Genomic DNA, 12904 nt, shown 5'->3' with positions numbered 1-12904 from the left:
TTGGGGAAAGAGGACCAGACAAGCCGCGCCGACCTCGGGGAGGGGCACGTGCTCAGCAGCGCACACCACGCGGACGTAGTCATTGTGGGAGCCGGGGTCTCAGGACTCGCCGCGGCACACCACCTCATCGCAGCGGGGGTATCGGTCACCATCCTGGAAGCCGCGGACGACCCGGGCGGCCGGATGGCCACCGAAGTGACGGCCGAGGGGTTCCGGCTGGACCGGATCGGCCAGCTCCTCAACACCTCCCACCAGGAGCTCGACCGGACCCCCGGGCTGGAGGACCTGGTGCTGCGGCCCTTCGCGCCGGGCGCCCTGGTCCACACCGAGGACGGCCGCCGGCTCCGCGCCGGGACGGTCACCCCGGTCCGCGCCCTGGCCGGCCGTTCCCTGGACCAGGCCCGGACGGGCGCGGTCCTCGGGCGGCTCGGGGCCATGCCGGTGGAGCGGGTGCTCGCCCGGCCGGAACGCACGGCCGAGGCCGCGCTGCCGACCCGCGGCGGGTCCCTGCTGCGGCCGCTGCTCGCGACCCTGCTCTGCGATCCGGCCCTGGGCACCTCCAGCCGGGTCGCCGACCTGGCGCTGCGCGCCTTCGCCCGGGGACGGCTGGCGGTGCCGGAGGGCGGCGCGGCGACACTGCCGGAACGGCTGGCGGCGGGACTGCCGCCGGGAACGGTGCAGACCGGGGTCCGGGTCCGGTCGGTCTCGGTGAACGTGGTCACCACCGAGGACCACGGGGAGTTCCGCTGCCGCTCGGTCCTGCTGGCGACCGGGGCGCGGGCGGCGGCGGACCTGCTGCCGGGGCTGCGGGTGCCGGCGTTCCACGAGATCACCCTGCTGCACCACGCGACCCCCGGGCCGCTGCCCTGGGACGGCTCGCTGCTCCTGGACGCGGACCCGCACCGGCCCGTCTCGCACACCGCGGTGATGAGCGCGGTCGACCCGACCCGCGCCCCCGCCGGGCGCGCCCTGGTCACCACCACGGTGCTCGGCCCGCCGCCGCCCATGCGGGCGGTGGCCTCGCGGCTGGCCCGCCTCTACGACACGGCCACCCGCGACTGGGACCTGCTCGCCGTGCACCACACCGCCGAGGCCGTGCCGGCCATGCCGCCGCCGTACGACACGCGGCGGCCGGTCCGGATGCTGTCCGGGCTGTACGTGTGCGGGGACCACCGCGACACCAACACGGTGGCGGGCGCCCTGCACTCCTCCCGCCGCGCCGCCGCCGCGATCCTCCGCGACTTCGGCATCCCCCTCCCGGTCCCGGACCCGGCGGTCCCGGCCGCGGCCTGACCCCTGGCGGGGGCCAGCCTGCCCCGTCCCGCCGCCGTGCGAGTGCCGGCCGTGCCTCGGCCGTGCGGGGCGGGCGGGGCCCCGTCCCAGCGGCCGTGTGGGTGCCGGCCGTTGCCACGGCCGTGGGGCGGGCGCGCCGGCCCCCTTGCCGCCGCCGTGTGGGCAGTCGTGCCGCTGGGGCGGCACGGGTGGGCACACGGCACCCCGGTCCCGCGAGGGCTCGCGCAGCCACCCCCCGCCCCGGCCCCGCTGCGGTCCGGGCCCCGTCCGGGCGGAGCTCCGCTCCCGGCGTGCCGGGCCCGGCGAAGCCACCGCCCTGCCCGGGCGCGGCTGCACGCGGAGCCGAGGCAACGCTTCGGTGGGGCCGGAGCGAGCCCGCTGGGCGGCGTTCCGGTGTGCCCACCCGTTCCGCCCTGCGGAACGCCTGCCCACACCTCCGGCGGAGGTGCCTGCCCACACCTCGGCGGAGGTGCCTGCCCACACCTCCGGCGGTGGCCGCCGACACCTCCGGCGGTGGCCGCCGACACCTCCGGCGGAGGCCGCCCACGCCTCGGCGGAGGGGCGCCTGGCCTCCGCCGGGGCTGCCCACACCTCCGCGGAAGCCGCCCGGCAGGGCAACGCTCAGTGGAGGGACGCCACCCGGTCCCGGTACTGGCGGACCGCCGCCGCCTCGCGGTACGGCTCCAGGCGCCGCTCGAAGTCCCGTACGTACTCCACCGCCCGCACCGACCGCATCTCGTTCGCCTGCTGCGCCGCCTCCGCACCCAGCGCGCACGCCTGTTCCAGTTCCCCCAGCCCCAGCCGCGCGGTGGCCAGCACCACCCGGCAGAACAGCCGGGACCGGGCGAAGCCGGGCGCGCGGAGCTGCAGCGAGCGTTCCGCGTGCTGCGCCGCCGCGCGGTACTGCTGGAGGTCCCGGTGGCAGTGCGCGAACTCGTCCGCCAGCTGCGCCTCGTCGTAGAAGCGGGCCCAGTGCGGTACGTCGTCCCCCGGCCTGGCCGCCCCCAGCGCCCGCTCCGCCCGGACCAGCGAGGCCGTCGCCGCCCGTACCTCGCCCAGCACCGCGTGCCCCCGCGCCTCCGAGGAGTGCAGCAGGGCCTGCACCACCGGCGGCGGCCCGGAGCCGACCCCCTGCTGCGCCACCCGGGCCAGCTGCACCGCCTCCCGGCCGTGCCCCAGGTACACCGCCTGCCGGCTCATGGTGACCAGCACGTACGAGCCGTACGGCCGGTCGCCCGCCGCCTGCGCGAGCCGCAGCGCCTGTACGAAGTACCGCTGGGCCAGGCCGTGCGCCGCGATGTCGTACGAGGTCCAGCCGGCGAGCCGGGTCAGGTCCGCCGCGGCCGCGAACAGCCGCCGCCCCGTCGTCTCCCCGTAGGTGCCCCGCAGCATCGGCTCCGCCTCGTGCTCCAGGTACCGCACCAGCGCCTGCCGCGCGTGTCCCCCGCCGTACGCCTGGTCCAGGGTCCGGAACAGCTCCGCGACCGACCGCAGCGCCGCGATGTCCCCGGCGGTCACCCGCTGCCCGGGCCCGCGGTCCACCTGCCGCTGCCGCGGCACCTGGCCGGGCCGGCCCTGCAGCGGGACCCGGGCCGCCGCCGCGGCGTCCCCGCGCCCCACCCGTTCGTCGGCCCGGCCGATCAGCCAGTCCCGGCTCGGGACGACCAGCCCGGCCGGGGTGAACGCGATCTTCCGGAGCTCCGCGTGGGAACCGGAATCCTTGCGCCACAGCCCGCTCGCGATGTCCACGGCCTCCTCCGGCGTGGCCGCGAACTCCAGCCCGGCGTAGACCGGGGCGCACGCGTCCAGGCCGAGGTCCTGCGCCGAGAGCCGCCGCCCCAGCCGCCGGGTGAACACCTCCGCGATCAGCGCCGGGGTGGTGCCGCGCGGCTGCTGCCCGCGCAGCCACCGGGTCACGGAGGTCTTGTCGTACCGGAGATCGAGTCCGTGCTCGAGGCCGAGCTGATCGACCCGGCGGGCCAGCCCCGCGTTGGAGAAGCCCGCTTCCGCGATCAGCGCCGCGAGCTGCCGGTTGGGGACGCGCTGCGCAGGTCGTTCCGTCATCAGCTTCCACGGTTTCCTGGAGTGACGGACCGGTCACCCGGCCCTGTGAACGGCGTGAATGTAGCGGCGAACTCCGCTCACACCGCCCGCTGTGCCCCACATTCATCCGATCGTGTGCAGAATCTGCACGGCTCTTTACGGGCAGGGGTGCCATCCCCGCGTACGCTGCGCCCCATGAGCCGCCCGCACCACCACCCGCACCGCCCGCCACCCGGCGCGGACCTCCCCGGTGCGGCCCCCCTCACCCGCCCCACCGGAACCACCGCCGGGGCCGCTGCCGGCAGCACCGCCGAGACCACCGCCCCGCTGCCCGCGCCCGAACTGACCGAATCGGAGTGCCGGCGCTGCGGCACGCTCATCGCCGGCCTGGACGGCCGCTACGCCTGCGGGGTGTGCGGCTGGGTCAACGACCACTCCGAAGGCCACCGGCGGCTGCCCCGCGCCGACGAGGATCCGGACCGGCCCCGGGGCCGCCGGAAGCGGAATACGAGCCCGCCGTACCCTTGCTGAAGTGCGTTACGTGCACACAGCAGGTACAGCAGGTTCAACGAGGAGGCGCTGCGGTGGCTGAGCTGCGTTTTGTCCGGCTGGGCTTCGGCCCGGACGCGGTCGAGTACACCGAGGCGTGGGAGGAGCAGCGGCGCGTCCACGCGGCCCGCTTCGCCGACGAGATCGAGGACACCTGCCTGTTCGTGGAGCACCCGCCCGTCTACACCGCCGGCCGGCGCACCGCGGACAGCGAGCGCCCGCTCGACGGCACCCCCGTCGTCGACGTGGACCGCGGCGGCAAGATCACCTGGCACGGCCCGGGCCAGCTGGTCGGCTATCCGATCATGAAGCTGCCCCGCCCGGTAGACGTGGTCGCCCACGTCCGCCGGCTGGAGGAGGCGCTGATCCGCACCGCCGCCGACTTCGGCCTCGCGACCACCCGGGTCGAGGGCCGCAGCGGGGTCTGGGTGCTCGGCGACCCCGTCGAGGACCGCCCGAAGATCGGCGGGCTGTCCCTGGACTTCGACCCCCGTCTCACCGACGAGGAGTTCGACCCCCGGCTGAACGGCCCCGAGTACGCCCCCTCCAACGCCGGCCAGCGCCGCGAGGACCGCAAACTCGCCGCCATCGGCATCCGCGTGGCCAAGGGCGTCACCATGCACGGCTTCGCCCTCAACGTGAACCCGGACAGCACCTGGTTCGACCGGATCATCCCGTGCGGGATCCGGGACGCCGGTGTGACCTCCCTCTCGGAGGAACTGGGCCGCGAGATCACCATCGCCGAGGTCCTGCCGGTGGCCGAGCGCCACCTGGCCGAGGTGATGGCCGGGGCGGTACTGGCCCCGCGCGAGATCGAGCACCCGGCGGAGGCCCCCGCCGCCGCGGAGACCCCCGCCTGACCTACCGGCGGGTAGGCCCTTCCGGGAATGTCACCGGGCAGTCCCGGGTTGGCCGGACGTAAGAGCGTAAGAAAATACGGGCGTACCCTGGTGGGCGCCGAGGAATCACAGTCACAGGGAGCCGGTCGTGTCCGCAGTCGCACCCGACGGACGCAAGATGCTGCGTCTGGAGGTCCGCAACAGCCAGACCCCCATCGAGCGCAAGCCCGAGTGGATCAAGACGCGGGCGAAGATGGGCCCCGAGTACAAGGCGATGCAGAGCCTCGTGAAGAGCGAGGGCCTGCACACCGTGTGCCAGGAGGCCGGCTGTCCGAACATCTACGAATGCTGGGAGGACCGCGAGGCCACCTTCCTCATCGGCGGTGACCAGTGCACCCGGCGCTGTGACTTCTGCCAGATCGACACCGGCAAGCCCGAGGCCCTGGACCGGGACGAGCCGCGCCGCGTCGGCGAGTCCGTGGTCACCATGGACCTGAACTACGCCACCATCACCGGCGTCGCCCGCGACGACCTGGCCGACGGCGGCGCCTGGCTGTACGCCGAGACCGTGCGCCAGATCCACCAGCAGACCGCCGGCCGCGAGGCCGGACACACCAAGGTCGAGCTGCTGGCCCCCGACTTCAACGCGGTCCCGGAGCTGCTGGAGGAGGTCTTCGCCTCCCGCCCCGAGGTCTTCGCGCACAACATCGAGACCGTGCCGCGGATCTTCAAGCGGATCCGCCCCGGCTTCCGCTACGAGCGCTCGCTGGAGGTCATCACCAAGGCCCGCGCGTACGGCCTGGTGACCAAGTCCAACCTGATCCTGGGCATGGGCGAGGAGCGCGAGGAGGTCAGCGAGGCGCTGCGCGACCTGCACGAGGCCGGCTGCGAGCTGATCACCATCACCCAGTACCTGCGGCCGACCCCGAGGCACCACCCCGTGGAGCGCTGGGTGAAGCCGGACGAGTTCGTCGAGCTCGCGAAGGAGGCCGAGGAGATCGGCTTCTCGGGCGTCATGTCCGGCCCGCTGGTCCGGTCCTCGTACCGCGCCGGCCGCCTCTACACCCAGGCGATGGAGAAGCGCAGCCGAGCCGGAGCGTAGGTTGAGGGTCCGCCCGAGGTACGAGGGCGGGCACTCGGCCGGAGCGGTGGCGAGGCGGAGCTCGACCGACAGTACGGAGAAGCGGTCGCAGACTCAGGCGGCCCCCCGGGACCGTGTGAACTCACGCACAAATTCTTACCAAGCGGTAACCAGCAGTGACGCGGCCCCTACGCTCGTAACAACGAGCCGTAGGGGCCGCGTCAATGTTTCATGCCTGTTTGACCGGCGGGTCACTCCGGGGTAACACCGAACAGTGATGCTGGGTCCACGCACCGCGACGAGAGACTGAGAGAGGGATCACCATGCAGGCCGCGCCCGTCCGCGCCATCGCCATCCCGACCCTGGGCGACGCCATCCGCGGAATAGAGTCGATGCTGATCCGCGGGGCCCGCCGCAACGCCTGGACGGCGGTCCTGGAGGACCGCCGCCGGGCCCGCGACCGGGTCGAAACCGAACACGTGCTGGAGGCCGTGGCGACCCGGACCCCGCAGGCCACGTAAACTTCGCCTTATGGCGAGGAAGTCGAACGCAGACACTGCGAACCCCGGGCGATTCAAGCAAATCGCCATGACGTACAAGATGACGCGGCGGAACGATCCCAAGATCGGCCTCATTCTCGCGGCCGTGGCGATCGTCACCCTCGGCGTCTTCCTCGGAATCGGCTTCCTGATCGACCACCCGTGGTACCTGGGCATCCTGGGCTTCCTGGTGGCGTTCCTGGCGACCGCGATCGTCTTCGGGCGGCGTGCCGAGCGGGCTGCCTTCGGGCAGATGGAGGGCCAGCCCGGCGCGGCCGCGGCCGTCCTGGAGAACGTCGGCCGGGGCTGGAGCACCACTCCGGCCGTGGCGATGAACCGCAACCAGGACATCGTGCACCGCGCGGTCGGCAAGGCCGGTGTGGTGCTGGTCGCCGAGGGCAACCCGAACCGGCTGAAGCCCCTGCTCGCGGCCGAGAAGAAGAAGATGGCGCGCATCCTGCCGGACGTGCCGGTCCACGACATCATCGTCGGCACCGGCGAGGGCCAGACCCCGCTCAAGAAGGTCCGTACGACCCTCCTGAAGTACCCGCGCGTGCTGGCCGGCCCGCAGGTCACCCAGGTCAACGACAAGCTGCGGGCGATGGGCGACCTCATGAGCAACATGCCGCTGCCGAAGGGCCCGATGCCCAAGGGCATGCGGATGCCGCGCGGCGGAAAGATGCGCTGACCGGACCGTCGTACTTTTCGTATACGAGGAAGGGGCGTCCCGGAGCTTTCGGCTCCCGGACGCCCCTTCCTCGCGTTTGCCGCGTCTGCCGCGTCTTCGCTGCTTCGCGTTCCTAGATCCGGACCTGCACCGCGCGGGAGAGCCGGTCGTGCAGGCCGCGCCCGTCGCGGTCCCAGACGAGCGCCGGGACGACCAGCACCAGCAGTACGGTGCGCAGCAGCACCCGCAGGATCCCGAGGCGTCCGCCGCCCTCGGCGACCACCCGCAGGCCCAGGAGGCGTTTTCCGGGAGTGAAGCCCACCGTGCCCAGCGTCAGCACGGCCAGCACGGCGAACACCGGCAGCGCCCAGTTGCCCGCCGCGACCCAGTCCCGGTTCGTGATCAGGCCGAACGCGATCAGCTGACAGGCCAGCCAGTCGACGAGCAGCGCGCCCAGCCGCCGCCCGAAGCGGGCCACGGAGCCGGGCCCCTGCTGCGGCAGGCCCAGCTGTTGGCCCGGGTAGCCGAACTCGACGCCCATATCCTCGGCGGCCGCACGGGGGCCGGAGAGCCATGATCCGATTGCTTGCCTGTTGTCCACTCGACCACGGTACCCGGGTGGCTCAAGCACTCCTCGACGGGACCCTGGTTAACTTGTGCGAAACAAATGGGTCATGCTTGAGAAATCCCGTCTGCTTATGGTCGGGTCAGCGTGCGGCACCGCACTGACGCACCACGAGCTATACAACCCGTCCCTCCCCCGGGGTCGGGAGTAGGAGGAGTTGGATGTTCCAGAACGCCGACGAAGTGAAGCAGTACATCGAGGAGAACGACGTCAAGTTCGTCGACGTCCGCTTCTGCGACCTGCCTGGTGTGATGCAGCACTTCACCATCCCGGCTCGGGCATTCGACCCGGCGGAGGAGCTCGCCTTCGACGGCTCCTCGATCCGCGGCTTCCAGGCCATCCACGAGTCCGACATGGCTCTGCGCGCCGACATCACCACCGCGCGCCTGGACCCGTTCCGCCGCGACAAGACGCTGAACATCAACTTCTTCATCCACGACCCGATCACGGGCGAGGCCTACAGCCGCGACCCGCGCAACATCGCGAAGAAGGCCGAGGCGTACCTCGCCTCCACCGGCATCGCCGACACCGCGTTCTTCGGCCCCGAGGCCGAGTTCTACATCTTCGACAGCGTGCGCTTCGCGACCACCGCGAACGAGGGCTTCTACCACATCGACTCCGAGGCCGGCGCCTGGAACACGGGCTCCGAGGAGAACAACCGCGGTTACAAGGTCCGCTACAAGGGCGGCTACTTCCCGGTCGCCCCGGTCGACCACTTCGCCGACCTGCGCGCCGAGATCTCCCTGGAGCTCGACGCCCAGGGCCTCCAGGTCGAGCGCCAGCACCACGAGGTCGGCACCGGCGGCCAGGCCGAGATCAACTACAAGTTCAACACGCTGCTGGCCGCGGCCGACGACCTGATGCTCTTCAAGTACATCGTGAAGAACGTCGCCTGGAAGAACGGCAAGACCGCGACCTTCATGCCGAAGCCGATCTTCGGTGACAACGGCTCGGGCATGCACGTGCACCAGTCGCTGTGGCAGGGCGGCGAGCCCCTCTTCTACGACGAGGCCGGCTACGCGGGCCTGTCGGACACCGCCCGCTACTACATCGGCGGCATCCTCAAGCACGCCCCGTCGCTGCTCGCCTTCACCAACCCGACGGTGAACTCGTACCACCGCCTGGTTCCGGGCTTCGAGGCGCCGGTCAACATGGTCTACTCGCAGCGCAACCGCTCCGCGGCCATGCGCATCCCGATCACGGGCTCGAACCCGAAGGCCAAGCGCGTCGAGTTCCGCGCGCCGGACCCGTCGTCCAACCCGTACCTGGCCTTCTCGGCGCTGCTGCTCGCCGGCCTCGACGGCATCAAGAACAAGATCGAGCCGATGGAGCCGATCGACAAGGACCTCTACGAGCTCTCGCCCGACGAGCACGCGAACGTCCCGCAGGTCCCGACCAGCCTGGAGGACGTCCTCAAGGCCCTGGAGGAGGACCACGAGTACCTCCTGGCCGGCGGTGTCTTCACCCCCGACCTGATCCAGACCTGGATCGACTACAAGCGCACGCACGAGATCGCCCCGATCGCGCAGCGTCCGCACCCGCACGAGTTCGAGCTCTACTTCGACCTCTAAGAAGCAGGTGAAGGCCCCGCCGCTCTCCAAGGAGAGCGGCGGGGCCTTCGTCCTTTCCGGCTCTGCTCAGAATTGCGCGTCGGCGTGCGTACGTCGCCGTTGAGCGGGGATCTTCGCCGGGACGGGTGCCGCCGGGCCGTCGGGCCGACCGGCCGGGCCGGACCGACGGCCCGTCCGGACGTGTCCGGGCCGCGCCGCTCGCAGACCGCACCAGGTGCCCGGGCAGGCCAGGGCGATGAGGACCCAGAGGGGCCATTGCCAGGTGCCGGCGAGGTCGTGGAGCAGCCCGACGGCGAGCGGTCCGACGCCCGCGAGGAGGTATCCGAAGGTCTGGGCCATCCCGGACAGGCGGGCCGCGGTGAGAGGGTCCGCCGACCTCAGTCCGAGCAGGGTGATGGCCAGGGGGAACGCGCTGCCGGTGGCGATCCCGAGGACGACGACCCAGACCCAGGCCGCCTGCGGGTCGAGGAGGATCCCGGTCATCCCGATCACCTTCAGCGTGGCCACGGCCACGACCAGAGGGCGCTGGTCGTGCAGGCGTGCGGCGACCACCGGGACGACGAAGCCGAGGGGAATGCCGATGGCGAGCATGACGGACATCATCAGCCCGGCCTCGGCGGCGGAGTGGCCGCCGTCCTGCATGATCTCCGGGAGCCAGGACACCAGCACGTAGAACATCAGGGACACCACGCCGAGGAATCCGGCGACGGCCCAGGCGAGCCGTGATCCCAGGAGCGACTCGCCGCGCCGCGGCCGGGCCGGGGAGCCGCCGCCGGTGCGCTTCCGCAGGGTGAGGGGTCCCCACAGGAGGAGTGCGAGCAGGGACGGGACCGCCCAGGCGGCGAGCGCCACCCGCAGGCCGGCGGCGTCGTGGACGGGGACGGCGAGGGCCGCGGCCACGGCGCCACTGCCTGCCATCAGGGTGAGCGCGATTCCCATGACGGACCCCATCCGGGCCTCGAAGTGACGCTTGACCACGGCGGGCATGAGGACGTTGCCGATCGCGATCCCCGCCCCGGCCAGGACCGTCCCGGTGAACAGGCATGCCGTGTAGGGCAGGGCCCGCAGGACGAGCCCCGTGGTGAGGAGGGTCAGAGCGGCCGCGATGGCCGCCTCGGTGCCGATCTTCCGGGACAGGGGCGGGGCGAGTGCCGCCACTCCTCCCAGACAGGCGACCGGCAGGGTGGTCAGGAGGCTCGTCTGCGCCCCTGACAGGTCGAATGCGAGCTCCAGCTCGCCGAGGAGCGGCGGGATGGAAGTGATCGCCGCGCGTAGGTTCACGGCGAGTAATGCCAGGCCGAGAAGAACCCACAGGCGGGCACCTCGGGACGTGCGTATCAAGATCGTCTCCCCAGGAGGACGGCAACGGCCCCCCACGGGGCAGCGCGGTCAGGGCTGCTGTGCGGGAGGCCATCGCCTTGCCCCGGCCGTCCCCGGGGCAGGTTCGTCAGTGCGGTGTGTCAGACCTGCAGGGTGTGAGAGACCGGGCACGCGCCCTTCGCGGCCGCGCCGAAGGCGGCGGTGTCGGCGACACCGGTACCGCCGGCGGTGCCGGTGGAGCTGCCACCGCCGATCTGGACGAGGATCTCCTGGGACAGGAGGTCCTCCTTGCCCTTGAGGGCGTCGGCGACGCGGAGGTCCGCGGCGAACACCATCTCGGCGGCGATGTTGTCCTGGACGATGCGGGCGAGGTTGTCCAGCGCCACGGCCACCGGGTCGGAGGGGGACTCGACGGTCGGCAGGTCGATCAGGTGGGAGGCGACCTTGGCCTGGTTCATGTGCTGCTTGATGATGATCGACGCCTGGTTCAGCTCGGACGTCGTCCAGATCGACAGCACGCACACGTAGAGGTCGCTCCAGGCGGCCTCGCCGAGCTGGGTGCGCCAGCGCCTCATCAGGCCCCCGACGCCGCTGATCTGGGCGGCGGAGGAGTGCTTCATGTTGACCCGGACCGCCGGGTAGACCTTCTTGGAGAACTCCTGGAAGGTGGGGATGTCGAAGACCCGGTTCTGCACCGAGTTGTTGATGAAGCTGATCGCCTCGGACAGGATCGTGTTGCAGGACTCTTCGAGGTCCCGGGGCAGGTTCGCGCGGGACAGTTTGACCTTGGCGTCCCGGAGCTTGTCCCGGAACGCCTGGAGCGGGGCGATCCAGGCCGTGGACCCGGGGCCCTCGATGGACACCATGTCCAGGTCGTGGGCGTCGATGCGGGCCGCGTTGGCGACGTTGGGTACCCGGTCGCTGAGGTAGGAGCCGGCGGTCGAGTAGATGCCGAGCGGAACATGCGCGATCGACTTGGCCAGCTCGAACACCTCGGGGACCGGGTCGACGGTCTCCAGCACGGTGCCCTTGTTGACCAGGCGGAAGCGGCCGCCGATGGCGTTGTTCTGGACGATGATGACCGGGCCGAGCTCCTTGATGAGCTTGGCCTTGAGGTCGGCGTAGTTGGTGCGCATGGCCGCGTTGACGGCGCGCATCGCGTCGCGTGCCGTCTTCTCGTCGACGGCGGCGAGGGCTGCGTCGGTGGTGGGGGCCTCCTCGGCGAAAGCCGAGGTCGAGCCGAGCACGGTCGCCGCGCTGACTGCCGCTGCGGTGGTGCCTATGAATTGTCTACGAGTCGTCAAGGCCGTTCATTCCCCTGCAAGTTGTGGCCAACGGGTGGTCTTTCGGCCACCCGCGATCAACGTAGGGCGCGGGCCGATTCGCAGGGAACTATCGGATGGCACAGCACTATCCGAGGCGGAGTGGTTTATTTCGCATAAATCATATGAAGCATGTTCATTTCGGGCTTTCCAGATGAATGGAGCTAATCACTCCGGTTTCACGGGGTGGGTCGGGAATCGCCGTGGCGGGTGCCGCGGGCCGGGAACCGACCGCAACACCCGCCACGGCGGGGCTCTTCGGGAGGAAGAGGGGGCGAGCAGGGGCCTGATCAGCTCAGGGCGGCGGCGTTCGGCACGACCACGCCGTACAGGTCGCCGATCGTCGCCAGGGCGGCCTTGTGCACCTGCTGCGCCGACACGTTCCCGGCCGGGGACGGCAGCGGGCGCGTCGCGGAGGCGGCGGCCACCACGGTGGGCTTGTTCCCGCGCAGGAACGCCCCCTCGGTGGTGAACGTGACGCACATGTTCGTCATGAACCCGGCGATCACCACGTCCTTGTTGCCGGCCTCGTCCACGCGCTTGGCGAGGTCGGTGTCCAGGAAGCCGTTGGGCTTGGTCTTCACCACGACCGGCTCGCCGGCGATCGGCGCGACCTTGGGGTGGATCTTCCCGATCTCCGCGTTGACGTCGTAGGGAGTGCCCTTGCCGCCGTCGTTGACGACGTGGATGACCTTGCCCCCGGCCTTGCGGGTCTTCTCCAGCAGTGCGGCGGCCTCGTCCAGAGCGGGCTTCCACCCCTCCAGCTCCATCACGCCCTGCGTGTAGGTGTTCTGGTAGTCCACCATGATCAGCGTGGAGGAGGAGAGCTTCGCGGGAGTGTCCGGCAGGCCGTTCAGCTTCCGCAGCGTGGTCGTCTTGGAGACGTCCACCGCCTCGGCCGAGGCCACGGCCGCGGCCTTCGGCTTGGTGTCCTCGGCGTCCTTGCCGGAATCCTTGTCACTCGAACAGCCCGTGGCCAGCAGGGCCATGCCGGTGAAGGCCGCCGCCAGAGCGGTGGTGGTGACGCGGTTGCGCATCGACAGCATCGTGAAATC

At 71.5% G+C, this 12904-nt stretch carries 12 protein-coding genes; 7 read left to right on the top strand and 5 right to left on the bottom strand.

Features of this window, described 5'->3' with window-relative positions; translation table 11 throughout:
* Positions 1 to 48: 48 nt before the first annotated feature.
* The gene (locus tag AC067U_RS06590; RefSeq protein WP_478828532.1) at positions 49 to 1293 is read left to right on the top strand and encodes an FAD-dependent oxidoreductase; all 1245 of its coding nucleotides are present in this window, start codon (positions 49 to 51) and stop codon (positions 1291 to 1293) included.
* A 621-nt stretch (positions 1294 to 1914) separates the two neighbouring features.
* On the opposite strand, the gene AC067U_RS06585 is transcribed toward AC067U_RS06590, so the two are convergent.
* Positions 1915 to 3357, bottom strand: coding sequence for a regulator (locus tag AC067U_RS06585; protein ID WP_478828531.1), 1443 nt, complete (start codon positions 3355 to 3357; stop codon positions 1915 to 1917).
* Between the two features lie 174 nt (positions 3358 to 3531).
* Here AC067U_RS06585 and AC067U_RS06580 point away from each other — a divergent pair, with 174 nt between their 5' ends.
* The 5 genes from AC067U_RS06580 (at position 3532) to AC067U_RS06560 (ending at position 7032) form a co-directional block, all read left to right on the top strand.
* On the top strand, positions 3532 to 3867 hold the full coding sequence (locus tag AC067U_RS06580; RefSeq protein WP_478828530.1) for a hypothetical protein: 336 nt from the start codon (positions 3532 to 3534) through the stop codon (positions 3865 to 3867).
* Positions 3868 to 3920: 53 nt separating this feature from the next.
* On the top strand, positions 3921 to 4745 hold the full coding sequence (lipB, locus tag AC067U_RS06575) for a lipoyl(octanoyl) transferase LipB (protein ID WP_478828529.1): 825 nt from the start codon (positions 3921 to 3923) through the stop codon (positions 4743 to 4745).
* A gap of 127 nt (positions 4746 to 4872) precedes the next feature.
* A complete protein-coding gene (gene lipA / locus AC067U_RS06570) occupies positions 4873 to 5826 on the top strand; it encodes a lipoyl synthase (RefSeq protein WP_478828528.1) in 954 nt (317 codons plus the stop codon).
* Positions 5827 to 6128: 302 nt separating this feature from the next.
* A complete protein-coding gene (locus AC067U_RS06565) occupies positions 6129 to 6326 on the top strand; it encodes an SCO2195 family GlnR-regulated protein (RefSeq protein ID WP_393576739.1) in 198 nt (65 codons plus the stop codon).
* Between the two features lie 10 nt (positions 6327 to 6336).
* Positions 6337 to 7032 carry a DUF4191 domain-containing protein gene (locus AC067U_RS06560; RefSeq protein WP_478828527.1) on the top strand — a complete coding sequence of 232 codons (696 nt, stop codon included), beginning with the start codon at positions 6337 to 6339 and terminating at the stop codon, positions 7030 to 7032.
* 112 nt (positions 7033 to 7144) lie between these two features.
* Here the strand turns inward: AC067U_RS06560 and AC067U_RS06555 are convergent, their stop codons facing one another.
* Positions 7145 to 7612, bottom strand: coding sequence for an RDD family protein (locus AC067U_RS06555; protein ID WP_478828526.1), 468 nt, complete (start codon positions 7610 to 7612; stop codon positions 7145 to 7147).
* Between the two features lie 185 nt (positions 7613 to 7797).
* Between AC067U_RS06555 and glnA the strand changes: the two genes are divergently transcribed.
* Entirely contained in the window at positions 7798 to 9207 is a 1410-nt protein-coding gene (gene glnA, locus AC067U_RS06550) for a type I glutamate--ammonia ligase (RefSeq protein WP_478828525.1), read from the top strand.
* Positions 9208 to 9273: 66 nt separating this feature from the next.
* On the opposite strand, the gene AC067U_RS06545 is transcribed toward glnA, so the two are convergent.
* The 3 genes from AC067U_RS06545 to AC067U_RS06535 form a co-directional block, all read right to left on the bottom strand.
* Positions 9274 to 10488 carry a CynX/NimT family MFS transporter gene (locus tag AC067U_RS06545; protein WP_478828524.1) on the bottom strand — a complete coding sequence of 405 codons (1215 nt, stop codon included), beginning with the start codon at positions 10486 to 10488 and terminating at the stop codon, positions 9274 to 9276.
* 179 nt (positions 10489 to 10667) lie between these two features.
* Positions 10668 to 11831 (bottom strand): hypothetical protein, encoded by a 1164-nt coding sequence (locus AC067U_RS06540; protein ID WP_478828523.1) that lies wholly within the window; start codon positions 11829 to 11831, stop codon positions 10668 to 10670.
* Between the two features lie 308 nt (positions 11832 to 12139).
* Positions 12140 to 12886, bottom strand: a complete 747-nt coding sequence (locus AC067U_RS06535) for a cysteine hydrolase family protein (protein WP_478828522.1) — start codon at positions 12884 to 12886, stop codon at positions 12140 to 12142.
* Positions 12887 to 12904: the final 18 nt, after the last annotated feature.

It is taken from the genome of Streptomyces sp. NPDC043853 (assembly GCF_056436025.1).
This window is presented reverse-complemented; position numbering and strand designations above follow the sequence as displayed.